The following is a 26,531-nucleotide window of genomic DNA, read 5'->3' as shown; positions in this document are numbered from 1 at the left end:
TTTTTAATGTGAATAAGTAGTGGAATCATGGCTTTATTCGGCAATTTTTACATGGACATTAACTTTTCACCTTATACATTTACGAGGGGAGAATTGTAGATTATAATTAGAGGTACTGATTTATAGAAAATTGTCGGATATTCATTATATTTGTATATTTATATATGGGAGTTGTAATCATGATGACTGAAGAAAAAGATGTAAAGGAATACTTAGAGAATATAGCTACAATCGAAAAAGATATGCGCTACATATCTGGTATTATCAAACAAAAGGGAAGAGAGATTTTAAGTAATTATACGATGACTCCTCCTCAATTTGTTGCCTTACAATGGCTATTTGAAGAAGGGGATATGACGATTGGGGAATTATCTAATAAAATGTTCCTTGCGTTTAGTACTACGACAGATTTGGTTGATCGGATGGAAAAAAATCAGTTAGTTCAAAGAGTGAAGGATCCCAATGATCGACGTGTGGTTCGTATTCATATGCTAGAAGAAGGAAAAAGATTAATTGACGAAGTTATCAAGAAGCGTCAAGGTTATCTTCAAGAGGTATTAAATGAGTACTCAACGGAAGATATTGAAGAATTAAAGAAAAATTTTATGCGGTTACATCAAGTAATGCGAGAAAAATGAGGCGGTTTTTTGGAAAGAGCAATAGGGGTTATAGATTCTGGGGTTGGTGGATTAACAGTTGCAAAGGAGATAATGCGCCAGCTTCCTTTTGAAAATATCGTTTACTTAGGGGATACGGCAAGATGTCCATATGGCCCAAGAACGGGAGAAGAAGTGAAGAAATTTACTTGGGAAATGACTAGGTTCCTGTTGAAGAAAAACATAAAGATGCTTGTGATTGCCTGTAATACAGCTACTGCAGTCGCACTAGAGGAGATACGCGAACAGCTGTCTATTCCGGTGATTGGCGTAATCGTTCCAGGTGCACGGACAGCAATTAAGGTAACGAAAAATAATTATATAGGTATGATTGGAACATTAGGTACTGTTCGAAGTCGGGCATATGAAACAGCATTAAAGAAGATTAATAATCGAGTGAGAACAATTAGTTTAGCATGTCCAAAATTTGTCCCTTTAGTGGAGAGCGGCGAATATGATGGACCAGTCGCAAGGAAAATTGTGAAAGAAACGCTATGGCCATTAAAGAATAAAGAGATAGATACTCTAATTCTTGGTTGTACCCATTATCCTTTGTTAGCAAAAGTTATACAGGAAGAGATGGGAAAAAAGGTAAAGGTAATTAGTTCTGGAGCAGAAACTGCCCGCGAAGTTAGTACTATTCTCAACCATCATGATGAACTTGCTTCTGGAGAGAATCAAGTAGAACATTATTTTTATACAACTGGATCAAAAGAGATGTTTGCCCGCATCGCTTCCAATTGGCTGAATCAAGAAATACATGCTGTTGAAACAGTTAAATTAACATAATAAAGAAGACTGTCTTCTGTTCTATTACATCATGTTTAGACGATTTCCCATCTAAACATTTTGCAATGGAAATAGGGAGACAGTCTTTTTTTGAAAAAAATATCCTAAAGACGGTCTAAAAAAAATATAGGCTCGTATATATATTAGTACAAACTGTCTTAGGAGTGATGAAGATGTCTAAGAATAACAAATTGACCATTGTTTCAGCGGTTATCATATCATCTGTGTTGATCTCTGGTTGTAGCTTGTTAGGAGATAAAGAAAAAGTCGATCCACCGCAAACTACTTCGTATAAAGAGGATGCAGTTAAAAAGGATGCGGATAAGGAAACAACTGGTGAAGTGGCGAAAGAGGATGCAATGCCAGTTGAATTATACTTAATGGATAAAAATGGGTATGTCGTTCCTCAAACATTAAATCTGCCAAAAACGAATTCGATTGCAAAAGAAAGCTTGGAATATTTAGTTAAGGGTGGGAAAGTTTCTGAATTGCTGCCAAATGATTTTCAAGCAGTAATTCCTCAAGATACAAAAATAAGTATTAATGTAGATAAAGATAAAGTGGCTACTGTAGATTTTTCCAAGGAATTCAAAGAATACGAGGCTAAAGATGAAGAGAAAATCTTGCAGTCCATTACATGGACATTGACACAATTTGATTCCATCGATAGTGTGAAGCTTTCGTTAAATGGTCATGAGCTGACAGAGATGCCTGTAAATAAAACGCCAATTCAAGGGGCATTAACAAGAGCGGATGGCATCAACATTAATACAGATGATGTCACAGACATTACAAACACAAGACCATTGACTGTTTATTATATTGGTGGAGAGTTGGACTCCTATTATTATGTGCCAGTAACGAAGCGTATTAGTAATGGCGAAGAAAATAATGTCGCTGCTGCAGTAGGAGAGCTAATAGAAGGACCTGGTATGGGCGGAGGAGCAGCTCTGACAAGCTTATTACCTAATGACGTAAAGCTGTTGGATGATCCAATTGTAGAAGATGGCAAGGTTACGTTAAACTTTAACGAGAATATATATTCGAGTGGCTTAAATGGAGAAGAAAAGGTACTGGCTGATGAAGTATTAAATTCATTAGTATTATCCTTAACAGAGCAAGAAGGCATTGAAAGTGTTGCTGTTACTGTGAATGGAGAAGCAGATTTAGTGAACGCAGAAGGAAAAAGTTTAACTAAACCAGTGACACGCCCAGAAAATGTGAATACTGGTAGCTTCTAATAATGGATAAAGGGGACGAGAATAGTTATATTCTTGTCCCCTTCTTCGTATGAGCGTTATTTTTTGGGAGACAAAAACTTTCCTTAGCAAATAATAAATATTAACTTATCACTTTACATTCATTTAGTAAAACACCTTTTTGAATCCACGTTTCGACCATATGATTAAAAAAATCAGGCATAGCGAAAGATACTCCATGGCCAATATTAGGGATAATCACGCCGATTCCATTCGAATTTGCCGCTACAATATCTTTTGCAGATTTTTTCATCATGGCTTTTTCTTTTTCACCAACCGTAACCAATATTTTTCCAGTGGCCTCTGCAAAGTTTTTAGGGAGTTGATAGGACATATTTTCTTCCAATACTCGAACAAGGGTATCAGAACTTATTTGACAACTTTCTTCATAATATTTTTCAAAATAGTCATCGCTGATATATAGTGTTCTGGCTTGCAGTTTGGAAAAGGTCTTATTTTGAATTAATGGGTGGGTTAATGCAATAGTAGGTTTTATTACTTTCTTTGCCCATAAAATCGGTCTAACTGAAGCGCTATTGATTATGGCAAAATTCATTATATCTGGTTTCATACTGATCATTTCCACAATGACTTGAGAACCTAAAGAAAATCCAATTAAGATTACTTTCTTTCCTCTAGCTTTATCTTCCACTAATTTAATTAATGCTTGTGCACTCCCTTTTATAGTAAATTTAACTTTATCATTATTCAATCCATGTTCAGGTAAGAGGGGAACAACACAGTGATAATGAGTGAAGTATTGAATTTGCTTATCCCACATCCAATCACTTACTCCACCACCATGTATAAATAGCATCAGTGGAGCACTTTTATCACCATACTCCTGATAGTGTAAAGACATGTTTTACCTCTTTTCTTTGATTAGTGGTATAAATTGGCTTGTTATAATAAATACGTTCTTAGGGTGAAATTGTTTCGTTCAAATGAAATAATAACTTTATTTTTATTTAGTGATAAGTGATTCTAGGAATAATGGTTTGCTTTCTGTAGGTGAGCGAATGGATATCATCGCATAAACTTCACAAAACTGCCTTTGGAAATAAGAAAGAAAGGGTATATACTGATATTAGACGGATGATTTTAAGCGTAGTAAACTATAAGAAAGTACATTAATTTACATAGTTCAACATAAGAAATAACAAATAGAGACTAAAGGAGTTTTACAATGAAAGAAATTATTATTGCAACTAAGAATACAGGCAAAGCAAAAGAATTTGTACAAATGTTTTCACCACTTGGCTATGAAGTAAAAACACTATTAGATTTTCCAGATGTCCAAGATGTAGAAGAGACAGGAACAACATTTGAAGAAAATGCTCTCCTTAAAGCAGAAACGATTTCTAAGCTGTTAAATCGTGTCGTTATTTCCGATGATTCTGGTCTTGTTATTGATGCATTAAATGGGAGACCAGGAGTATATTCCGCACGTTACGCAGGAGAACAAAAGAATGATCAAGATAATATGGACAAGGTTTTGTATGAATTAGAGGGTGTACCATTAGAAAAACGAACTGCTCGTTTTTGTTGTACATTAGCAGTTGCGATTCCAAATGAAGACTCCTTAACATTTACTGGAACTTGTGAAGGGGTTATTCTGGAGGAAAGAAGAGGAGAATATGGATTTGGCTATGATCCAATCTTTTATGTAGAAGCAGAAGAAAAGGCAATGGCGGAATTGCCGCCTGAAAAGAAAAATAAAATTAGTCATCGTGCAAACGCATTGAAAAAACTAAAAGAACAGCTTCCGACTGTTTTTAAAGAAGGGAAATAGAACTGGATGAAAATTTTGATTGTAAGTGACAGTCATGGATTGGTATCCGAGTTAGGTGCTTTAAAAAAAAGACATGAAGAAGATGTCGAGTTATTTCTGCATTGTGGGGATTCTGAGCTATCAGCAAGTGAGGAAGTGATGAAGGGGTATATTACTGTGCAAGGTAACTGTGATTATGAAGACAAATTTCCAACAGAGACCACTCAAGAAATTGCAGATAAAAAGATTTTTTTAACACATGGACATCTATATGGCGTCAAATCCTCCCTTAATAACTTGCTGTATAAGGCAAAGGAAGTGGGGGCAAATATTGCCTGTTTCGGCCATTCTCATTTCTTGGGGATGGAAGTAGTTGATGATGTTCTTTTCATTAATCCCGGTAGTTTAAGACTGCCTAGAGGAAGAAAAGAACAAACGTATGTTATTTTAACGATTGAAATGGATCGATTTGTGACAGAAGTTTATGATTTTCATAGTGGATTACTACCAGAATTAACAAGTGAATTTCCTTTTTAGTCGGCTTTTTCCTAATGAGGAAGAAAAAAATTCCTCATTAGGAAAAAAAGGTTCACTAAACTATTGACTTTATGTTGCTATAATCATATAATAACTATTGTCCTCATAAGGACTGAATAAATACATAGCATGTCCCAGTAGCTCAGCTGGATAGAGCAACGGCCTTCTAAGCCGTCGGTCGGGAGTTCGAATCTCTCCTGGGACGTATTTTTGTAAATAGTTAATTGGTTGTTTCAGGGCTTTTTGTAAATGCGTTATTGACGAATAATTAATGAGAAGATTTGCTTAGAGATACTATTCTAATGAACTTGTATATGATATACTAGTTGAGGTAGTTATCGCTGAAATAATTGATTGCAATTTAAAACATGTCCCAGTAGCTCAGCTGGATAGAGCAACGGCCTTCTAAGCCGTCGGTCGGGAGTTCGAATCTCTCCTGGGACGTAACAATAAAGGATTCTGTCGCGGCTTCGGCCATCGATTCGAATCCTTTTTTATTATGCAAGCATTTTAAGCTATGCTTTTAAATGCCCCTCCAGTTTAATGTAACTGGAGGGGTTTTTATGTGAGAAAAGAAGAAATTTTACCTAATTAAAGGTTGGGACATATCAAAAAAAAGAGGGGGCGTTCCCCCTCTTTTCTGGCTATATTTTTTTGCGTTCCACTGTTGTATTCATCGTTTGAGATGGTATAACATCTACTTCATTATTATCGAAGTTTAATTTATTTAGCTTCTCTTCTTCTGACTCTGTGTCATTATCGAGAAGAACAATGTATTTCCCTTCTTGTAACTCTTTTTCATATGGCTCTGTATCAGTATCGGAAAAGAAAGTCTTTAACCGATCTAAAAAAGATGTTGGTTCTACTTCATCAATTCCACTTGCAGTATCTACATTTGTCTCTTGCTCGATTAATGCAGTTTGTTCGCTTCTTGTAATAACGGAAATATGATTTGGTGAATATCCTTTAGAGAGAAGTTCCTCAATAGCATTTACTGTAGCTTCAGGAGAATCATATATACCTACAACACTTTTTGTCATATACCTATTCCTCCTTTAAACAATTAGTTCTTGCATATAGTATATATTCCCCCTTATGAAAAGAATAAACAGAGATTTTTTTAGAAAAAGAGTCCTTTATTAGCTGTTAGGAAGTTTTGTTTTTCAAATAGAAAGAAAATTTTGTCTATCTTATATTAGAATAATGATGAAGGAATAACCTTTGTGAAATCCTATTATAAACTCTTGTTTAGTTATCTTTTTTTACAAACGATGTAAGAGTTAGAAAGGGATACCCCTTTTCTATATAACGATTTATTCGCACTGAACTTTCCCAATCTACAGATGCAATAGGAATTGGCAAGGAAAAAGGGGGAGAAAATTACCTGGAAAGGAATAAAGAGAAACAAAATAGGTAATAATGGAAGTAAGAAAAATAATGTTCAGAAAATCACGTAAAATACTTGAAAACGCTTACTATTATTATGTATAATAGATTTAAGTTAAATAAACTAGAAATGAAACAATGTGAATAGATGAACATTAATATAAAAAATATAGAAGGAGATATGCACCATGATTCTCAAGGAATTAGGAAGAAGTAGGCTTATAGTTATTAATTATTATAAAAATGGATTATTAGAAACAATTAAAGGACAGGTTCAGAAGTTAAATCTCAACGATCAAACAATTGATTTAAAAGATGACAAAGAAAATACGTATCAAATCCGTTTATCGTGGATTCAAGATATATGTGCCGTATCTTAATTTAACTCTCTAATGCAATCGCTTTCTTTTAGTGCGGTTGCATTTCTTGTTTTAGGGAGTATGTTGCGCAATAAAAAAACGTGTTAGATTATTTAACACTTTTCTTTAAAAGAAAGAATTATTTTATTATAATGAGCACCATAGGAAAATGGAAATGTAAGAAAGTGATGTATTTTCAGTAAAAAAAGAATTTTAAAAAATTTTTTGAACGATTAAAAAGTACAGGCATTCTTTATAGATCAATAATGTAAGCGTTTCCTGATTAGTGAGTTGTTGTTTAAATAATCAAATAATTCTCAAAAATGGTGTTGACTCCTGTTTAAATTCAGCGTAAGATAACCTCAATAAATGAAAAACACAAGATGTTCAACTTGTAAAAACAGGCAAAAGACAACATGACAAACTGACTTTGTTTAACATAGTAAATATAGTAATTCGATGAAGAGGATAAGTAGTTTTCTATTTGGATTCCACAGAGAGCCGGTGGTTGGTGTAAATCGGTGAACCAATAGTTAATGAACTCACCTCAGAGTGTTAGCTTGAAAGGTCTCCCTATTAGAGCTAACCGAGTGTTTCCACTCGTTATCAAAAGAGAACGAACCGTTCATAAAGTGCATACGCTTATCCATTAGTGTATGAATGAGGGTGGTACCGTGGAAAGGAAATGCCTTTTCACCCCTTTGTTTACTAAAAGCCATTAGTAACCATTGGAGGTGGGAAGGCTTTTTTGTTAGAAAAGCCTTTCTTGGTAGTATTTATGTAAAGAAGTAAAAGGAAAGTATTTTAGGGAGGTTATACAAATGTTACAGGAGACTGCCTTTGAAAATACAAAGGCCCAAGTGAAACCGTTAACTGGTGCTGATCTCTTATTGCAGGCTTTGGAGAAAGAAAATGTAGAATTTATTTTCGGATACCCTGGAGGGGCTGTTTTACCAATTTATGATAAGATTTACGATTCGAAAATATTTCATGTTCTACCTAGACATGAGCAAGGCGGCATTCATGCAGCAGAAGGGTATGCGAGAATTTCTGGAAAACCAGGAGTAGTCATTGCAACATCAGGTCCAGGTGCAACAAATATTGTAACAGGGCTTGCCGATGCGATGATGGATTCATTACCGCTAGTTGTCTTTACAGGCCAAGTAGCAACAGGGGTGATTGGTACAGATGCTTTTCAAGAAGCGGACATTTTAGGGATCACTACCCCAATAACAAAATATAATTGTCAGGTTCGTAACCTTGAAGATATTCCAAGAATCATTAAAGAAGCGTTTTATATAGCGACAAGTGGAAGACCTGGTCCTGTATTAATTGATATTCCAAAGGATATTGCTGCAACCATTTCAGACGTTCCTGCTGAACAGGATATTGAGCTTCCTGGTTATCAGCCGAAGACACAGCCGAATTACTTGCAGATTCGAAAATTAACAGAAGCTGTAAGTGCTGCAAAAAAACCAGTAATTTTGGCAGGTGCTGGTGTCAATTTTGCAAAAGCGAGTGCAGAATTACTGGAATACGCAGAACAACAACAAATTCCAGTTGTACACACGCTTCTTGGATTAGGTGGTTTTCCAGCTGATAATAAGTTGTTTGTTGGGATGGGAGGAATGCATGGGTGCTATGCTGCTAATATGGCCTTATATGAGGCGGATTTATTAATCAATGTCGGAGCAAGATTTGATGATCGGTTAACAGGAAATCTAGTTCATTTTGCACCAAATGCTATTAAAGCCCATATCGATATTGATCCAGCAGAAATCGGCAAAATTGTCCCAACGAAGATTCCAATAGTTGCAGATGCGAAAGAAGCATTAACTATGCTAATAAAACAAAAAGGCTTGCAATCAAACCATAACGCATGGTTAGAAAAGATTGAAAATTGGAAAAATGAGTATCCGTATTATTACAAAGAATCCAATCTTCTAAAACCGCAGCAAGTTTTGGAGATGCTCTTTGAAAAAACAAAAGGGGAAGCGATTGTTACAACAGATGTTGGACAGCATCAGATGTGGGCAGCGCAATACTATCATTTTAAAGAATCCAATCGCTGGGTAACATCTGGAGGATTAGGAACAATGGGATTTGGTCTTCCATCCAGTATTGGAGCGCAATTAGCAGATCCAAAAGCAACAGTGCTTGCAATCAGCGGGGATGGCGGCTTCCAAATGTGCAGTCAAGAGCTTGCTTTAATAAGAGAATTAAATTTGCCAATCAAGATTATTATCTTTAATAATCGGGCGTTGGGAATGGTAAGACAGTGGCAAGAAATATTCTATGAATCTCGTTTTTCACATAGTAAAGAATCTTATCAACCGTCCTTCGTTGCTTTAGCAGAAGCATATGGAATAAAGGGATATCAAATCTCATCAGTTGATGAAGCTGCTAATATTCTGGATGAAGTGTTAGCGATAAGAGAACCTGTATTATTGGATTTCCGTATTGATCCAGATGAAAATGTCTATCCAATGATTGCACCAGGGAAAGGATTACACGAAATGGTAGGGATGAAGCCATGAAGAAAATAATTAGCCTAACTGTTATGAATAAATCTGGTGTGTTAAACCGAATTACTAATCTTTTTTCAAAACGAAACTACAACATTGAAAGTATATCGGTAGGGCATACGGAGCATGAAGGAATTTCAAGGATTACTTGTGTGGTGCATGTTGAGAGTGATGGCATCATTGAACAAATCACAAAACAGCTAAATAAGCAGATTGATATTTTGAAAGTGGTGGATATCACCGATCAAGCAATTGTCCAAAGAGAGCTGGCTTTAATTAAAGTACTTGCAACACCGCAGACAAGGCATGAATTATACTCAGTTATTGAGCCATTTAGAGGTTCGGTAATCGATGTAAGTAAAGAAAGCCTCGTTATTCAAATTACTGGTGAATCATCAAAAATTGAAGCTTTTATTGAACTGCTTAGACCATATGGGATTAAAGAGTTGGCTAGAACAGGCACAACCGCATTCCCTCGTGGCTCTCAAAAAATAGCAAATCATAAAAGTAACTATTCTATCGTTTAATTCTAAAATTAAATAAATCTAATTTTTACAGACGAAAGGGAGATTAATTATGGCAAAAATGTATTATAACGGAGACGCAAATTTAGGATATTTTAACGGGAAAACAGTTGCAGTGATTGGTTATGGATCACAAGGCCACGCACATGCTCTAAATATGAAGGATAGTGGTGTTTCAGTAATCATCGGGTTAAGAAAAGGGAATTCATGGAATAAAGCAGTGGAAGACGGATTTGACGTATTTCCAGTTGGAGAAGCAACAGCTAAGGCTGATATTGTGATGATTTTGCTTCCAGATGAACTACAAACAAAAGTATATAATGAAGAAATTAAACCTAACTTAACAAATCAAGCGTTAATGTTTGCCCATGGATTTAATATTCATTTTAATCAAATTGTTCCACCTAGTGAGAGTGATGTACTATTAGTTGCTCCTAAAGGTCCAGGTCACCTAGTAAGAAGAACATATGAACAAGAAGCAGGAGTCCCAGCATTATTTGCAATCTATCAAGATGTAACTGGTGAGGCGAGAGAACTGGCACTTGCTTACGCAAAAGCGATTGGAGCATTACGTGCAGGAGCGCTGGAGACAACGTTTAAAGAAGAAACAGAAACAGATCTTTTTGGTGAACAAGCGGTTCTATGTGGAGGGCTTACAGCACTAGTAAAAGCAGGATTTGAAACATTAGTAGAAGCTGGATATCAACCAGAATTAGCATATTTTGAATGTTTACATGAGCTGAAATTAATTGTTGACTTGATGTATGAAGATGGAATGGCAGGAATGAGATATTCTATTTCTGATACCGCACAATGGGGCGATTTTGTAACAGGACCACGTATTGTTACAGATGAGGTGAAAAAAGAAATGAAAGCTGTCCTTACAGATATTCAAGAAGGTAAATTTGCAAAAGGATGGATTCTTGAAAATCAAGCGAATAGACCAGTATTCAACGCAATTAATGATAGAGAGAGCGAGCATCTAATCGAGAAGGTTGGGAAAGAATTGCGGGCAATGATGCCATTTGTTAAAAGCTCGCGAAAGAAAGAAGTGGTGGGTAGTGGCAAAAATTAAGATATTTGATACGACATTGAGAGATGGAGAGCAATCTCCTGGCGTAAACTTAAATTTGGCTGAGAAGTTGGTTATTGCTGAGCAGTTAGAAAAATTGAATGTAGACATTATAGAGGCAGGCTTTCCTGCTGCCTCTAAAGGTGATTTTCAATCTGTTCAACAAATTGCACGTACAATAAAAAATAGCTCTGTTACCGGCCTAGCAAGAGCGGTAACATCTGATATTGATGCAGCTTGGGAAGCATTAAAGGATGGAGCAGAACCAAGAATTCATGTATTTTTAGCAACAAGTCCTATCCATCGGGAATATAAGCTAAAACTTTCGAAAGAGCAAGTGATCGAAAGAGCTGTTTCAGCTGTAAAGTATGCAGCTGAAAGATTCCCAGTTATTCAATGGAGTGCAGAGGATGCATGTCGGACAGAATTGCCATTTTTAGCAGAAATAATAGAAGAAGTTATTCAAGCGGGAGCACGAATTATTAATATACCAGACACAGTAGGCTATATAACGCCTAACGAATATGGAGAAGTTTTTCAATATTTAAAAAATAATGTTCCGTCTATTGACAAAGTTTCTCTCTCTACTCATTGTCATGATGATTTAGGGATGGCGACAGCAAACTCATTAGCTGCTATCGAAAATGGGGCAACACAAGTAGAATGTACGATTAATGGTATCGGAGAGCGTGCTGGCAATGCTTCTATGGAAGAAATAGTGGTAGCGCTTCATATTAGAAATGATCATTATCAAGAAAAAACAAGAATTAATTTAAAAGAAATTAGTAGAACAAGCAGTCTTGTAAGTGAATTAACGGGCATGCTAGTTCCTGGAAATAAAGCGATTGTTGGTCGCAATGCTTTTGCTCATGAATCTGGTATTCATCAGGATGGTGTTCTTAAGGAGAAAACGACTTATGAAATTATTTCTCCAGAGCTTGTAGGCTATGTAAACAACAATAATATGGTTCTCGGGAAGCATTCAGGCAGCCATGCGTTTAAAACAAAGCTGAACGAACTAGGGCTGCGAGTGAATGATGAGGATGTGAAAGATCTTTTTATGGCCTTTAAGGATTTAGCAGATCATAAAAAAGAAATTTCTGATGAAGACATTATTGCCATTGTTTTAGAGAAGAAGCTAGCTAAAGAAGAGAAGTATTATGAGTTAGTGGACGTAAAGGTTCAACATAAAAATGATAATGAAGCAGATGCAACAGTGAAACTTTTCGGTCCGAAAAATGAACTGATTATTCAACATGGCACTGGTTCTGGAAGTGTTGAAGCATTATATAACACATTGGAAATGTCTATATCTGGCCAGGTGAAGTTGGAAGATTATCGAATTCAGTCACTGGGAGCTGGCAGAGATGCATTAGCTCAAGTATTTGTCAGAGTTCAATATGACGAAAAAGAAAGTACAGGAAGAGGTTTAGACCAAGATGTATTAATAGCCTCTGCAAAGGCCTATATAAATGCGATTAATAGAGGGATTCTTGCCAAAGAACAATTTCTTGAAAAAGTGTAGGGATTGAGGTCTAAAACATCAAGCTTTGATATAGGGAGCGAGTAGAAATGAAAAAAAGAATCGCCGTATTGCCAGGTGATGGAATTGGACCTGAAATAGTAGCAGGCGCTATGAAGATTTTGCAGTTAATAGAGACATTATTTAGTCACCAGTTTGAAGTTACATACGCAGATATTGGTGGATGTGCGACAGATAAAACAGGAACACCATTACCTAATGAGACGATTACCATTTGTAAAAATAGTGATGCAATTCTTTTAGGGGCAGTAGGTGGACCGAAATGGGATGCGCTTCCTGTTGAAAAACGTCCAGAGCAAGGACTATTAAAAATAAGAAAAGAATTGAACTTATTTGCGAACATTCGTCCAACAACCTGTTATGAAAGCTTGGCGGAAGCATCTCCCCTTAAAGCAGATATTATTGAAGGAGTAGATTTGGTTGTTGTCCGTGAATTGACAGGCGGCATCTATTTTGGAAAGCCAAGCGAACGAACGATTATCGATGGGAAACCTGGTGCTGTAGATACACTATTATACAAAAATGAAGAAATCGAGCGAGTTATTGAGAAAGCATTTGAAATTGCTAGAACGCGATCAAAAAAAGTTACTTCTGTTGATAAAGCCAATGTTTTAGAGACTAGTAGAGTATGGCGAGAAATCGCAAGTAAAATAGCGGAAAAATATCCAGATGTTATGCTTGAACATATGCTTGTAGATAATGCAGCAATGCAGCTTGTTCGAAATCCAAAACAATTTGATGTGATTGTCACAGAAAATATGTTTGGCGATATCTTAAGCGATGAAGCATCCGTGCTAACAGGATCATTAGGAATGTTGGCATCGAGCAGCATGTCAGCAGATGGACCATATCTTTATGAACCGATCCACGGATCTGCACCAGATATCGCTGGAGAAAATATCGCTAATCCCCTTGCAACGATTTTATCTGTAAGTATGATGTTGCGATTATCTTTTCAAATGGAGAAAGAAGCCTCGATTATAGAAGAGGCGGTAAATAATGTTCTAAATCAAGGTTATAGAACAAGAGATATTCTTTCACCAAACTGTAAAATTGTTTCGACGACTGCGATGGTGGAAGCAGTTGAGAAAGAAATTCATCAGCTTGCAAAAGTGACACAAGTATTATAACAAGGTTGCTCTGCTGTGGGATAATGAGTTTGGCTGATAAATAGCGTGGTTTGGCTGAAAAAATAGAAGTTTGGCTGATAAATAGCGTAGTTTGGCTGAAAAAACAGAAGTTTGGCTGATAAGTAGCGTGGTTTGGCTGAAAAAACGAAATTTTGGCTGATAAGCAATGCAAGTTAGTTAAAAAAAATAGAAAATCACCTTGAGAACAGCTCAAAATTATGTAAAAACTGCACAAAGGGCATATAAATAAACACAGTTCATCAAAAGTGGCAGTGATTGGATAAGGGACTAATAATAGAGAGAAATGAAATGTTAAAGGGCTCGTCAAAAGAATACTTTGACAGCCCTTTAATCAACAACAGGGAAAAAATATGGATTGGAGGGTAAAGTAATGGGAAAATCCATTATCGATAAAATTTGGGAAAAACATGTAGTACATAGAGAAGAGGGAAAGCCGGATTTATTATATATTGATTTGCATCTTGTCCATGAAGTAACCTCACCGCAAGCATTTTCCGGATTAAGAATGAAAAATCGCAAAGTGAGAAGGCCAGACCGAACTTTTGCCACAATGGATCATAATGTGCCAACGATTAACCGCTTTAAGATAGACGACGAAATTGCCTTAAATCAGATGACCACATTAGAAAAAAACTGTGTAGAATTTGATATCCCATTAGCTGGTCTGCAAAGTCCGGAGCAGGGGATTGTTCATGTGATTGGTCCAGAACTTGGATTAACTCAGCCTGGTAAAACAATCGTTTGTGGGGATAGTCATACATCAACCCATGGTGCGTTTGGGGCACTAGCATTTGGAATAGGTACAAGTGAGGTAGAACATGTACTTGCTACGCAAACGTTATGGCAAACAAGACCTAAAACATTAAAAGTTGAGGTCAATGGAAAGCTAGCCTTTGGTGTGAATGCGAAAGATGTCATTCTTTATGTGCTTTCTAAACATGGAGTCAACTTTGGAACTGGCCACGTTATTGAATATACAGGGGAAGTGATTCGCAATCTATCGATGGAAGAAAGAATGACCATATGTAATATGTCCATTGAGGGCGGAGCGCGTGCAGGCTTAATTTGTCCAGATGAAACGACTTTTGCCTATTTAAAAGGCAGAAAACACGCGCCAGAAAATTGGGATGAAGCAGTACAAGAATGGCGTAATTTAGCTTCAGATAAGGATGCTATTTACGATAAAGTTATCACGATTGATGGCAATGATATTGCGCCAATGGTAAGCTGGGGAACCAATCCATCTATGACGGCTAAAGTAGATGAAAAGATTCCAACAGCAGATTCTTATCAAGAGGAAACGGATCGTCGCGCTTTACATAGTGCTCTTCAATATATGGGGCTAAAAGAAGGAATGGCGATTACCGATATCGCGATCCAGCATGTGTTTATTGGTTCTTGTACGAATTCAAGAATAGAAGATTTAAGACAAGCAGCATCAGTGATTAAAGGACAAAAAGTTTTTCCTGGAGTAAGAGCATTAGTTGTTCCAGGTTCCCAGCAAGTTAAAAAACAGGCAGAAGCAGAAGGCCTAGATAAACTGTTTGTTGAAGCAGGGTTCGAGTGGCGAGATGCAGGATGCAGTATGTGCTTAAGCATGAATAACGACGTAGTTCCAAGCGGTGAGCACTGTGCTTCCACTTCTAATCGTAATTTTGAGGGAAGACAAGGAGCAGGTGCAAGAACCCATTTAGTCAGTCCTGCAATGGCAGCAGTAGCAGCGTTAAATGGACGATTTGTTGATATTCGCAAAGTGAATACAGAATTACAAGCAACAGTGTAAAGGAGGAGTCTCTAATGAGTGGCTTTAAGAAGCTTTATGAAAAAGCAGTAGCAATGGATCGAGTAAATGTGGATACAGATCAAATTATCCCTAAGCAATTTTTGAAACGTATCGAAAAGACAGGATTTGGTAGATTTGCGTTTTTTGATTGGCGCTATTTGAAAAATGGCGAACCGAATCCTGAATTTGAACTGAATCAACCTGAAAATCAAGGAGCCTCTATTTTAATTGCGAATAAAAACTTCGGATGTGGATCTTCAAGAGAGCATGCACCGTGGGCTTTGCAGGATTTTGGCTTTTCCGTTGTCATTGCTCCTTCTTTTGCAGATATCTTTTATCAAAACTGTTTGAAAAATGGGATGCTTCCAATTCAATTGCAGACAGATGAAGTAGAATATCTTTTAAAAGCTGCCCAAAGCCAACCCTATTTTCTTCATATAGATCTTGAAAAAGAGAGAGTAGAGGACGACCAAGGGTTTTCAACATCGTTTTCTATCCATCCATATTGGAAAAAAATGTTGATTAACGGCTGGGATGAAATTGAAATCACCCTTCAATACAGTGATAAAATAGCAGAATATGAAAATAGAGCCGTTTCAAAATAATCTAATGAAGGGACCCTTAGGAGATCACATCATTATCTTCTAAGGGTCTTTCCTTTTGCTGTTGTTTGTTTTTGTAGATTAAAAATATTAGCAGCAACCACATTATGGAAGAGGTAGGTTGCATCCTAGAGAAAAAAAAGCTACACTAGCAACAAAAAGAATATGTATAGGCGGTTAAAAGGATGAAGAAACGGGAGCAGGAAAAAAAGGATAACGTTGTTTTTTTTCCCGATTTAGATAAACGATTATTGCAAAAAGGATTAGATGCTATTCAAGAAAAGCAATACAAAGAGGCTATTTCATTTTTAGAAGAAGCAAAAGAACGAAATCCATTTCATCGTGACATAAACATTGGACTCATTCTCGCTTACTATGAATTAGGATTGTTGGAACAGGCAAAGCATCTAGCGAAGGAAACACTGAAACAAGATGATGGAGACTACATCCATGTACTTGAATTGTATATTATGATTCTAGTCCAGCTACATGAATATGAAGAAATAGTTACTACGATTGAAGGTTTGCTAGAAGAACACCAAATACCAGCAAATAAAATAGAACATTTCTCTAAAATGCTTTTATTTAGCAGAAAAATGGCTGAGTCCGCTTCCATATCGCAAGCGGATGATTATCGAGAAGAGGAATCTGAAGAGACAACCGAGAGTTTAATGAACTTAGAGGATCCTCAGGAAGAAATGTTGCTAATAGCTAAAATGTCTAGCAAAAATATTCGCGCATATATAGAAGAAGTAAAGCAGTATCTTCTTGATGTGGAGAAAAATCCTTTTTTAAAAACGATGCTAATCAATATTTTAAGAGAGCAAGAATATGAAAAAGAAGTAGAAATTGAGAAGTTTGATCGAAAGATTGTCATACAACCAACAGCATTAAAGGATATGAAAGAACAGGAGCAATATAAGAAAATTATTACTATTCTCATTGATTATGTGGAAAGTAATAACCCTATTTTATTTGAAAATATTAAAATGTTAATAGATCGACAAATGTTTTTGCTGTACCCATTTGCGCTAGCAGAATACAAGGATGAAACATGGGCTGCGGCTTATCATGCAGTTGTAAATCAATATTTTGGCCAAGAGGATGAGGAAGAAATATTTGTATTATACGAAGTAGATGAGACTGAATTTGAACAAGCAAAAACGTTTATTTATCAGCTGGAGCAAATTTCTTATCCTAATATTTAGGCAAGGATGTTGAAACAACTAGAACCTATGATATAATGTAATGGTTGCATTTAGAAAATGCGAAGATGTATATTTCTTACTAGATAACTTTTTTCCTATTAGGAGGTTCTTTCTGTTTCGATAGAAATAGTAGCCAAACAAGAATAAAGAAGTTAATCTATACATTAGTAGAAGTAATGAAAAAGTAGAATAGATTGTTGGAGGGAATTTATAGTATGTCAGCTAAATGGGAAGTTTTAGAAGGGAACCGCGGTGTTCTTACAATTGAATTAGATGCAGAAAAACTAAACGAAGGTTTAGATTTAGCATTTAAAAAAGTAGTTAAGCAAGTAAATATTCCAGGTTTCCGTAAAGGTAGAATTCCACGTGGAATGTTTGAACAACGTTTTGGTGTTGAGTCTTTATACCAAGATGCAATTGATATTCTTTTACCAGAAGCTTATGCAAATGCAATTGATGAAACTGGAATCGAGCCAGTTGATCGTCCTGAAATCGATGTAGAACAAATCGAAAAAGGAAAATCTTTAATTTTCAAAGCAACTGTTACAGTGAAACCTGAAGTAACATTAGGTGAATACAAAGGGTTAGAAGTACCTGCTGTAGAAACAACAGTTACAGATGAAGAAGTTGAAGCGGAAATTAAAGCATTGCAAGAAAAACAAGCTGAATTAGTAGTAAAAGAAGAAGGAACTGCTGAATTAGGAGATACAGTTGTTATCGACTTCGAAGGATTCCAAGATGGAGTTGCTTTTGAAGGTGGAACTGCTGAGAACTTCTCATTAGAACTTGGTTCAGGACAATTTATTCCTGGGTTTGAAGAAAAATTAGTGGGAGTTGCTACTGGCGAATCAACTGAAGTTGAAGTTACATTCCCAGAAGAATACCATGCTGAAGATTTAGCTGGTAAGCCTGCGACATTTAAAGTAACAGTTCATGAAATCAAAGGGAAAGAACTTCCTGAATTAGATGATGAATTTGCTAAAGATGTAGATGAAGAAGCGGAAACATTAGCTGAATTAAAAGAAAAAATTAAAACTCGTTTAGAAAATGATAAAAAGCATCAAGCAGAGCACACAGTTCGTGATACAGTTGTAGAAAAAGCTTCTGAAAATGCGAAAATGGATATTCCATCAGCAATGATTGATACAGAAATCGACCGCATGATGAGCGAATTTGAACAACGTTTACAAATGCAAGGTATGAATCTTGAGCTATACTTCCAATTCTCAGGACAAGATGAAGCAGCACTTAAAGATCAAATGAAAGAAGACGCTGAAAAACGTGTTCGTTCAAACTTAACACTTGAAGCTATCGTTGCTGCAGAAAACATCGAAGTAACAGAAGAAGAAGTGAAAGCTGAACTCGAAAATATGTCTCAAATGTACAATATGCCAGTAGATGCTATTAAACAAGCATTAGGCGGAGTTGAAAACTTACAAATGGACATAAAAATGAGAAAAGCAATCGATTTCCTTGTAGAAAACAGTAAAACTGTTGCATAATAGAAGTAAGTAAAAAAAACTAAGGCGCGACTATTTCGTGCCTTAGTTTTATATTAGTGTTAAATAACATATAATATGGGTAACTATAAAATAAGTTACTCTAACCGTACAGGAGTATACAATCAAATAAGAGATAATTTTCCAGATTTAAAGAAGCGAAATCTGGTTATGATTAAAGAAGTATATCCATTTTACCGTTATTGGATGATAGAGAACTGCAAATCCGAGTTGTATTATTTCCTGTACATTACTATCATGTGATACAATTCAATACATAACTGTTGAAAAAAGTAAAATTTGTTTCTGAACAAATAATAATCCGTAACGGTAAAAATATACAAAAGAAGTTTTAAGGGGTGAAGGCATGTTTAAATTTAATGACGAAAAAGGCCAGCTAAAATGTTCATTCTGCGGAAAGACACAAGATCAAGTTCGTAAATTAGTTGCTGGACCTGGTGTATACATTTGTGACGAATGTATAGAATTATGTACAGAAATCGTAGAAGAAGAATTAGGGACAGAAGAAGAAGTAGAATTTAAAGATGTACCAAAGCCAGCAGAAATTCGCGATATCCTTAACGAATATGTAATTGGACAGGACCAAGCGAAAAAGGCTCTTTCTGTTGCAGTGTATAATCATTACAAACGTATTAACTCAAATAGTAAAATTGATGATGTAGAATTATCAAAAAGTAATATTGCGTTAATCGGACCAACTGGTAGTGGTAAAACACTTCTTGCCCAAACATTGGCAAGAATATTAAATGTACCATTTGCTATTGCAGATGCAACTAGTCTAACAGAAGCTGGATATGTAGGGGAAGATGTTGAGAATATTCTTTTGAAATTAATCCAGTCTGCAGATTATGATGTAGAAAAAGCAGAAAAAGGTATTATTTATATAGACGAAATTGATAAAGTAGCACGTAAATCTGAAAATCCTTCTATTACACGTGACGTTTCCGGTGAAGGGGTTCAGCAAGCATTATTAAAAATTCTAGAGGGTACCGTTGCAAGTGTTCCGCCTCAAGGTGGCAGAAAGCACCCTCATCAAGAATTTATTCAAATTGACACAACGAATATTCTCTTTATTTGTGGTGGAGCATTTGATGGTATCGAACCAATTATTAAAAGACGACTAGGTCAAAAAGTAATTGGATTTGGTTCTGACGGTAAACAAGCTGAAATAGAAGATAAAGATTTATTATCTAAAGTACTTCCAGAAGATTTATTACGTTTTGGCTTAATACCTGAATTTATTGGTCGTCTTCCAGTTATTGCCAGTCTTGGTCAATTAGACGAAGAAGCATTAATGGAAATATTAACAAAGCCCAAAAATGCATTAGTAAAACAATTTAAGAAAATGATGGAATTAGATGATGTCGAATTAGAATTTGAAGAAGAAGCACTGAAAGAAATTGCTAAAAAAGCAATTGAAAGAAAAACAGGTGCACGCGGATTACGTTCTATTATCGAAGGCATTATGTTAGATGTTATGTTTGACCTGCCTTCAAGAGAAGACATTGTTAAATGTGTCATTACGAAAGAAACAGTAACGGATAATGCTTCACCTAAGCTTGTTCTAGAAGATGGAACAGTGGTGGATAAAGAAACAAAAACTTCAGCTTAACAACAGTTACGAGAAGAATCAATGATATCTATCATTGATTCTTTTTTTGCGGGCGAAAGTAGAAGGATGTAACAATTGCTACAAGCCCATACTTCGATTTTAATCATCAATTATATATCATTCCTATATATTTTTTCCTTGAAATCTTGTTTATTCCAACAAAGGGAAGGAGATACTATTTTTTAAAGACAAGGCACAATTTGTATATAGTCTTTATGGAAGAATCTATTTATAGCCTGATGCGACTGCGGAATTTGATGCTGATATTCAATCAAAAAATTTTCCTTTCCATCTGAGCTGTAGGGGTAGATACATATCGCTAACCATTGAAGGAAACTTGAGCTAATACATGTGCGAAGTTTTAAAACAACAAGATTTCAGGAGGTAATTTTTTATGAGTTGGGCGGAGATTGCTTTATTTGTACAACTATTCTTTGGAATTATTATCGGACTATATTTCTGGAATTTATTAAAGAGCCAGAGAAGCCAAAAAGTTTCGATTGACCGGGAATCAAAAAAAGAAATGGATCAATTAAGAAAGATGCGCGCCATTTCATTAACGGAACCTCTTTCTGAAAAAGTACGTCCAACAAGCTTCTCAGATATTGTGGGACAAGAGGATGGGATCAAAGCTTTAAGAGCCGCTCTCTGTGGACCAAATCCCCAGCATGTCATTATTTATGGACCACCAGGGGTTGGAAAAACAGCTGCAGCTAGGCTTGTATTAGAGGAAGCAAAGAAAAATCAAAAGTCACCCTTTAAGCCAAACTCTGTGTTTGTAGAATTAGATGCTACAACAGCTAGATTTGATGAAAGAGGGATAGCGGATCCATTAATCGGTTCTGTACATGACCCGATTTATCAAGGGGCTGGAGCAATGGGGCAAGCTGGAATCCCACAGCCAAAACAAGGTGCTGTTACAAATGCACATGGCGGCGTTCTATTTATCGATGAAATCGGAGAATTGCATTCTACGCAAATGAATAAGCTTCTAAAAGTATTAGAGGACAGGAAGGTTTTTTTAGAAAGTGCTTATTACAATGAGGAGAATACGCAAATTCCTTCCCATATACATGATATTTTTAAAAATGGACTACCGGCTGATTTTCGTTTAATCGGGGCGACGACAAGAACGCCAAACGAGATACCTCCAGCCATTCGCTCGAGATGTATGGAAGTGTTTTTTCGAGAATTAACGAAAGAAGAAGTGATTCAAATTGGCAAAAAGGCTGCTGATAAGGTGAAGATGAGAATAAGTGAGAAAGCCCTTGATACACTCTCTGAGTATGCAAGAAATGGAAGAGAGGCTGTTAATATGGTCCAGATTTCTGCTGGACTAGCAATTGGAGAGGATCGCGATTTTATAAAGGATGATGAAGTAGAATGGGTGATTCATTCTAGTCAACTTTCTCCAAGAATGGAAAGGAAAATTAATAACCATTCTGTTATTGGAGCTGTTAATGGATTAGCAGTATATGGTGCCAATATCGGGGCTTTGCTGGAAATTGAAGTAACAGTAATTCCAGCAAAAGATGGAAAAGGAAGCATAAATATTACTGGGATTGTCGAGGAGGAGAGTATTGGCGGACAAGGAAAATCCATTAGACGGAAAAGTATGGCGAAGGGATCCATTGAAAATGTCATTACTGTATTACGTTCTATGGATGTTCCTGCAGATCAATTTGATATTCATGTAAACTTTCCAGGCGGTATTCCAATTGATGGGCCTTCTGCAGGCATTTCAATGGCTACAGGGATTTACTCAGCGATCTACAAGCAGCCTGTTGATCGGCAAGTAGCGATGACCGGTGAGATCAGTATTCACGGAAAAGTGAAGCCTATCGGGGGAGTTGTCGCAAAGGTGAAAGCTGCTAAAGCTGCGGGTGTTCAAAAAGTTATTATCCCACAGGAAAATATGCAAGCAATATTAGAGGAAATAAAGGATATCACCATTATTCCTGTGAAGACATTAAATGAAGTGCTGGAAAATGCGCTCCTTAAAGAAGAGTGGAAAGAAGAAGCAATCCCAGCTTCCACCATTGCATTAACAAAGAAAGAGAGTATATAATTTTAAGCTAAAATGCAAATTAAATTAAGCATTGTCACTGTCGGCTAATTCTGTAAAGGGAGAGTTAGTCGGCGTTTTTTTGTGGGAAAATAGCCTAAACAAGCTTTATAGTTTTTCGTGCAGAAATATCCTTTTAAAATAAGGCTATATTTTCTTAAATCCAATTATTATTATATAATTGAATATATATGTGTAAGCATAAACAGTCTTTTTTCTTGAATGGAAATCGTCTAAATAAGCCATTTTAAATAAGGAAGGCTTGTTTTTAATTGCAATCTATTCTTTTTATCTTTCTGCTTTCTTTAATGAGCTATTTTAATAAGGATTAGCAAAAAAACGAAGGCGAAAAGTAGTTCTATTTTTACGGCTTGTCTAATAACCCTAGTTAATAGACACATTTTCATAAATAAGATAGAATTGTACAAAGCATTAGAATGCAAAGGGAGCCTATGTGGTAAATAATGATTAGAAATAGGCGATATAAGGAAAGAGATTTTTAAAGCTGGAGGTGCAACGTGATGGAGGAAAATAAAAAAACAATAGTCCCCCTCCTGCCGCTTCGGGGTTTACTGGTTTATCCAACGATGGTGCTTCATTTAGATGTTGGTCGTGATAAGTCAGTGCAAGCTCTCGAAAAAGCAATGGTAGAAGACCATTTAATTTTTCTTACAATGCAAAAAGATATGGATATAGATGAACCTGAAGAAGAGGATCTATATAAAATGGGAACTTTAACAAAAGTGAAGCAAATGTTAAAGCTGCCAAATGGAACAATTAGAGTTCTTGTTGAAGGGGTACAAAGAGCAGAATTAGAAGAATTGATGGAGGAAGATGGTTATTTTGCTGCAAGACTACGTTTGTTTGAAGAAGAAACTACCAAAGACGTAGAAGATGAGGCATTAATGAGAACAATGCTTCAATATTTTGAGCAATACATAAAAATTTCTAAAAAAATATCGCATGAAACATATGCAGCTGTTTCCGATATGGAAGAGCCGGGCAGAATGGCCGATATTATTGCTTCCCATCTACCAATTAAATTAAAAGAAAAACAGCAAATTTTAGAAACTTTAAATAATAAGCAGAGAATGAATTATGTTATCGACATTATTCAAAATGAAAAAGAGGTGTTAAACCTCGAGAAGAAAATAGGTCAGCGCGTAAAGAAATCAATGGAAAGAACACAAAAGGAATATTATTTACGCGAACAAATGAAAGCCATTCAAAAAGAATTAGGTGACAAGGATGGCAAAACTGGCGAAGTAAGTACACTGCTTGAAAAAATTGAAGAGGCGGGCATGCCAGACCATGTAAAGGTAACAGCATTAAAGGAATTAGATCGCTATGAAAAAATTCCTTCTACCTCTGCAGAAAGTTCTGTCATCCGCAATTATATTGACTGGCTCTTGGCATTACCATGGACCAATGCAACAGAAGATGATTTGGATCTTATTAAGGCAGAAAAAATCCTTAATGATGATCACCATGGACTAGAAAAGGTAAAAGAAAGGGTATTGGAGTATTTAGCTGTACAAAAGCTGACAAATTCTTTGAAAGGCCCTATTCTTTGTCTTGCTGGACCTCCTGGAGTGGGGAAAACCAGTCTTGCTCGTTCTATAGCTCGCTCCTTAAACCGTAACTTTGTCCGCATCTCTTTAGGTGGTGTGCGTGATGAATCAGAAATTAGAGGTCATAGACGAACTTACGTTGGGGCGATGCCAGGAAGAATCATTCAAGGAATGAAAAAGGCAGAAACCATTAATCCGGTATTTTTATTAGATGAGATTGATAAAATGTCTAATGATTTCCGAGGCGATCCTTCATCAGCCATGCTAGAAGTACTTGATCCAGAACAAAACCACAACTTCAGTGATCATTATATTGAAGAAACTTATGATTTATCGAAAGTTATGTTTATCGCAACAGCTAATAATTTAGCTACCATTCCTGGTCCATTACGTGATAGAATGGAAATTATCTCGATAGCTGGATATACAGAAATCGAGAAAATTCATATTGCGAAAGATCATCTATTGCCTAAACAAATTAAAGAGCATGGATTATCGAAAGCGCAGCTCCAAATTAGAGAAGACGGACTCCAAAAAATTGTTCGTCTCTATACTAGAGAAGCTGGAGTTCGTACTTTAGAAAGACAATTAGCTACAATTTGCCGCAAAACAGCAAGAATGATTGTAACAGCTGAGAAGAAAAAAGTCGTTATCACAGCTAAAAATGTAGAGGATTTCCTTGGTAAGCCAATTTTTCATTATGGTCAAGCTGAGGAAGAGGATCAAGTTGGCGTAGCAACTGGTCTTGCCTATACTACAGTTGGCGGTGATACTTTGCAAATTGAAGTATCCTTGGCGCCTGGAAAAGGTAAATTAGTCTTAACGGGAAAATTAGGGGATGTAATGAAGGAATCTGCCCAAGCGGCATTCAGCTATATACGTTCTAAATCGGAAGAGCTGGGCATTGATGCGAATTTCCATGAGAAATATGATATTCATATTCATGTTCCAGAAGGTGCTGTACCAAAGGATGGCCCATCAGCAGGAATCACCATGGTAACCGCACTTGTTTCTGCTCTTTCTGGAAAGCCAATCAAGAAAGAGGTTGGAATGACGGGAGAAGTAACATTGAGAGGGCGTGTTCTTCCAATTGGAGGATTAAAGGAAAAATCTCTTGGTGCTCACCGTGCTGGGTTAAAGACAATTATTATCCCGAAAGATAATGCGAAGGATATCGATGATGTTCCTGAAAGTGTAAGAGAAGAACTAGACTTTATCCTTGTTTCACATGTAGATGAAGTATTAAAACACGCGTTGAACGGAAGTGTAAATCTTTGAAAGTAAATCAAGCAGAAATAGTAATTAGTGCCGTAAAACCAAACCAATATCCTGAAGGAAATCTGCCAGAGTTTGCTTTAGCGGGTAGATCGAATGTTGGTAAATCTTCCTTCATTAATCGCATGCTTGGGCGAAAAGCATTAGCTCGCATTTCCTCGAAGCCAGGGAAAACACAAACATTAAATTTTTACTTAATTAATGAAATCATGCACTTTGTAGATGTACCTGGTTATGGATATGCAAAGGTTTCGAAAAAGGAAAGAGAAGCATGGGGGAAAATGCTGGAAACGTATTTCACCTCTAGAGAACAATTAAAAGCAGTAGTTTTAATTACGGATCTTCGCCATCCGCCAACTGCTGATGATATTTTAATGTACGACTTTTTAAAGCATTATGGGATTCCATGTGTGGTTATTGCGACAAAAGCCGATAAAATATCCAAATCTCAATGGCAAAAACATTTAAAAGTTACAAAAGAAACATTAGGACTAAGTGCAGATGATTACCTTATCCTATTCTCATCTGAAACTGGAGAAGGAAAAGATAAAGTTTGGTCATTACTAGAGCATTTAGCTAATAAATAAAAAAAGCGACTCACATCAGCTAGCTAGGTTGAAAAGTGAGTCGCTTTTTTATTTGTTTATAAATGAAATAATATCCTGAATAGCAAGCCTAAAAAGACGTCCAACCCGCGGAAAGCGAACAGGAATCATGCTTGTGAGTTATTCTCATGTATTATGTACGAACATCATTATTTCCTCTTTTTCGAAACTAAATAATATCCCCCCAAGATAATGAATAAAATAGGTATTAAATTATTTAACGTATGAGGACTTATTTTTAAGAATGTTAGCGAACCAAGAATTTCTTGATAGAAAAGCAAAAGAACAGCTAACAAAAGAAAAAGAAGACCGTTTAATAAGCTTTGCCCTGTTTTTTGATTTTGAAGAATAAAGCCAAGAGCGATAATTAGAATAAAAGTGCCCGTATGATCAGGCCAAATAGCAAGTTTATTTACTAAGTGAAAGTGTAAACCAAAGCCAGTTAAAATCACACCTGGCAAAATAACGCCATAATCCTTTCCTCCATAACCTTGAAAAAGAAAAGCAATCCCAATGATAATTAATAGGGTTGGCCAAGTGTACAGATTGGGTAGAATAGTAATATCAAATTCCTTTAAGATAAAATAAAATCCAAAACCGATTAATACGATACCAGAGAACCATTTTTGTGTTTTCATTATTTCCTCCACTTCCAAAAAACTAAGCTTGAATACATAGAAGATTTTTGTTACTGTACAATGAGTAAAGTGCAATATTG

The 26,531-nt window shown here is 36.2% G+C and carries 22 protein-coding genes, 2 tRNA genes and 1 other annotated feature; of the genes, 21 read left to right on the top strand and 3 right to left on the bottom strand.

Features of this window, described 5'->3' with window-relative positions:
• Nucleotides 1–179: 179 nt before the first annotated feature.
• The 3 genes from NiCM35_RS08525 to NiCM35_RS08515 all read left to right on the top strand — a co-directional run bounded on the left by NiCM35_RS08525 (nucleotide 180) and on the right by NiCM35_RS08515 (nucleotide 2,686).
• Complete coding sequence (locus NiCM35_RS08525; RefSeq protein ID WP_123260695.1) at nucleotides 180–638, top strand: MarR family winged helix-turn-helix transcriptional regulator; 459 nt, start codon at nucleotides 180–182, stop codon at nucleotides 636–638.
• 9 nt (nucleotides 639–647) lie between these two features.
• Nucleotides 648–1,445 carry a glutamate racemase gene (gene racE, locus NiCM35_RS08520; RefSeq protein ID WP_095331506.1) on the top strand — a complete coding sequence of 266 codons (798 nt, stop codon included), beginning with the start codon at nucleotides 648–650 and terminating at the stop codon, nucleotides 1,443–1,445.
• Between the two features lie 173 nt (nucleotides 1,446–1,618).
• Nucleotides 1,619–2,686 carry a GerMN domain-containing protein gene (locus NiCM35_RS08515; RefSeq protein ID WP_095331508.1) on the top strand — a complete coding sequence of 356 codons (1,068 nt, stop codon included), beginning with the start codon at nucleotides 1,619–1,621 and terminating at the stop codon, nucleotides 2,684–2,686.
• A 100-nt stretch (nucleotides 2,687–2,786) separates the two neighbouring features.
• Here NiCM35_RS08515 and NiCM35_RS08510 read toward each other — a convergent pair whose 3' ends face one another.
• On the bottom strand, nucleotides 2,787–3,566 hold the full coding sequence (locus tag NiCM35_RS08510) for an alpha/beta fold hydrolase (RefSeq protein ID WP_433779209.1): 780 nt from the start codon (nucleotides 3,564–3,566) through the stop codon (nucleotides 2,787–2,789).
• Between the two features lie 324 nt (nucleotides 3,567–3,890).
• On the opposite strand from NiCM35_RS08510, the gene NiCM35_RS08505 reads away from it, so the two are divergent.
• The 4 genes from NiCM35_RS08505 (at nucleotide 3,891) to NiCM35_RS08490 (ending at nucleotide 5,456) form a co-directional block, all read left to right on the top strand.
• Nucleotides 3,891–4,496: an XTP/dITP diphosphatase gene (locus NiCM35_RS08505; protein WP_095331510.1), complete on the top strand. Its 606-nt coding sequence runs from the start codon at nucleotides 3,891–3,893 to the stop codon at nucleotides 4,494–4,496.
• A gap of 6 nt (nucleotides 4,497–4,502) precedes the next feature.
• Nucleotides 4,503–5,012 (top strand): metallophosphoesterase family protein, encoded by a 510-nt coding sequence (locus NiCM35_RS08500; protein WP_095331512.1) that lies wholly within the window; start codon nucleotides 4,503–4,505, stop codon nucleotides 5,010–5,012.
• A 131-nt stretch (nucleotides 5,013–5,143) separates the two neighbouring features.
• A tRNA-Arg gene (locus NiCM35_RS08495) sits at nucleotides 5,144–5,217 on the top strand.
• A 165-nt stretch (nucleotides 5,218–5,382) separates the two neighbouring features.
• Nucleotides 5,383–5,456, top strand: a tRNA-Arg gene (locus tag NiCM35_RS08490).
• 200 nt (nucleotides 5,457–5,656) lie between these two features.
• On the opposite strand, the gene NiCM35_RS08485 is transcribed toward NiCM35_RS08490, so the two are convergent.
• On the bottom strand, nucleotides 5,657–6,052 hold the full coding sequence (locus tag NiCM35_RS08485; protein ID WP_095331515.1) for a general stress protein: 396 nt from the start codon (nucleotides 6,050–6,052) through the stop codon (nucleotides 5,657–5,659).
• Between the two features lie 534 nt (nucleotides 6,053–6,586).
• On the opposite strand from NiCM35_RS08485, the gene NiCM35_RS08480 reads away from it, so the two are divergent.
• From NiCM35_RS08480 to yihA, 14 genes are all read left to right on the top strand, one after another.
• Nucleotides 6,587–6,778, top strand: a complete 192-nt coding sequence (locus NiCM35_RS08480; protein ID WP_095331517.1) for a YolD-like family protein — start codon at nucleotides 6,587–6,589, stop codon at nucleotides 6,776–6,778.
• 429 nt (nucleotides 6,779–7,207) lie between these two features.
• Nucleotides 7,208–7,461: a binding site (T-box leader), on the top strand.
• A gap of 117 nt (nucleotides 7,462–7,578) precedes the next feature.
• On the top strand, nucleotides 7,579–9,294 hold the full coding sequence (gene ilvB / locus NiCM35_RS08475; protein ID WP_095331518.1) for an acetolactate synthase large subunit: 1,716 nt from the start codon (nucleotides 7,579–7,581) through the stop codon (nucleotides 9,292–9,294).
• Nucleotides 9,291–9,809 (top strand): acetolactate synthase small subunit, encoded by a 519-nt coding sequence (gene ilvN, locus NiCM35_RS08470; protein WP_095331520.1) that lies wholly within the window; start codon nucleotides 9,291–9,293, stop codon nucleotides 9,807–9,809. Before ilvB ends, ilvN begins: the two co-directional genes overlap by 4 nt.
• 49 nt (nucleotides 9,810–9,858) lie before the next feature.
• Nucleotides 9,859–10,881: a ketol-acid reductoisomerase gene (gene ilvC / locus NiCM35_RS08465; RefSeq protein ID WP_061798688.1), complete on the top strand. Its 1,023-nt coding sequence runs from the start codon at nucleotides 9,859–9,861 to the stop codon at nucleotides 10,879–10,881.
• Nucleotides 10,868–12,403, top strand: a complete 1,536-nt coding sequence (locus tag NiCM35_RS08460; protein WP_123258061.1) for a 2-isopropylmalate synthase — start codon at nucleotides 10,868–10,870, stop codon at nucleotides 12,401–12,403. Before ilvC ends, NiCM35_RS08460 begins: the two co-directional genes overlap by 14 nt.
• A 47-nt stretch (nucleotides 12,404–12,450) precedes the next feature.
• A complete protein-coding gene (leuB, locus tag NiCM35_RS08455) occupies nucleotides 12,451–13,551 on the top strand; it encodes a 3-isopropylmalate dehydrogenase (RefSeq protein ID WP_433779205.1) in 1,101 nt (366 codons plus the stop codon).
• Between the two features lie 391 nt (nucleotides 13,552–13,942).
• Entirely contained in the window at nucleotides 13,943–15,355 is a 1,413-nt protein-coding gene (leuC, locus tag NiCM35_RS08450; protein WP_123258060.1) for a 3-isopropylmalate dehydratase large subunit, read from the top strand.
• Nucleotides 15,356–15,369: 14 nt separating this feature from the next.
• Nucleotides 15,370–15,960, top strand: a complete 591-nt coding sequence (gene leuD / locus NiCM35_RS08445) for a 3-isopropylmalate dehydratase small subunit (RefSeq protein WP_095331526.1) — start codon at nucleotides 15,370–15,372, stop codon at nucleotides 15,958–15,960.
• Nucleotides 15,961–16,142: 182 nt separating this feature from the next.
• On the top strand, nucleotides 16,143–17,165 hold the full coding sequence (locus NiCM35_RS08440) for a tetratricopeptide repeat protein (protein ID WP_123258059.1): 1,023 nt from the start codon (nucleotides 16,143–16,145) through the stop codon (nucleotides 17,163–17,165).
• A gap of 215 nt (nucleotides 17,166–17,380) precedes the next feature.
• The gene (gene tig, locus NiCM35_RS08435; RefSeq protein ID WP_433779202.1) at nucleotides 17,381–18,667 is read left to right on the top strand and encodes a trigger factor; all 1,287 of its coding nucleotides are present in this window, start codon (nucleotides 17,381–17,383) and stop codon (nucleotides 18,665–18,667) included.
• A gap of 364 nt (nucleotides 18,668–19,031) precedes the next feature.
• Nucleotides 19,032–20,297 carry an ATP-dependent protease ATP-binding subunit ClpX gene (gene clpX, locus NiCM35_RS08430; RefSeq protein WP_047943563.1) on the top strand — a complete coding sequence of 422 codons (1,266 nt, stop codon included), beginning with the start codon at nucleotides 19,032–19,034 and terminating at the stop codon, nucleotides 20,295–20,297.
• A gap of 394 nt (nucleotides 20,298–20,691) precedes the next feature.
• Nucleotides 20,692–22,365, top strand: a complete 1,674-nt coding sequence (lonB, locus tag NiCM35_RS08425; protein ID WP_095331529.1) for an ATP-dependent protease LonB — start codon at nucleotides 20,692–20,694, stop codon at nucleotides 22,363–22,365.
• Between the two features lie 518 nt (nucleotides 22,366–22,883).
• Nucleotides 22,884–25,211 carry an endopeptidase La gene (gene lon, locus NiCM35_RS08420; RefSeq protein ID WP_095331530.1) on the top strand — a complete coding sequence of 776 codons (2,328 nt, stop codon included), beginning with the start codon at nucleotides 22,884–22,886 and terminating at the stop codon, nucleotides 25,209–25,211.
• Nucleotides 25,208–25,795, top strand: coding sequence for a ribosome biogenesis GTP-binding protein YihA/YsxC (gene yihA, locus NiCM35_RS08415; protein WP_047943566.1), 588 nt, complete (start codon nucleotides 25,208–25,210; stop codon nucleotides 25,793–25,795). Before lon ends, yihA begins: the two co-directional genes overlap by 4 nt.
• Nucleotides 25,796–25,962: 167 nt before the next feature.
• On the opposite strand, the gene NiCM35_RS08410 is transcribed toward yihA, so the two are convergent.
• The gene (locus NiCM35_RS08410) at nucleotides 25,963–26,451 is read right to left on the bottom strand and encodes a LiaF transmembrane domain-containing protein (protein WP_123258058.1); all 489 of its coding nucleotides are present in this window, start codon (nucleotides 26,449–26,451) and stop codon (nucleotides 25,963–25,965) included.
• Nucleotides 26,452–26,531: the final 80 nt, after the last annotated feature.

It is taken from the genome of Niallia sp. M35, from assembly GCF_050971705.1.
Lineage (GTDB): Bacteria > Bacillota > Bacilli > Bacillales > Cytobacillaceae > Niallia > Niallia circulans_A.
Note: the sequence above shows the minus strand (reverse complement) of the source record. Positions and strands in the feature narration are given on the sequence as shown.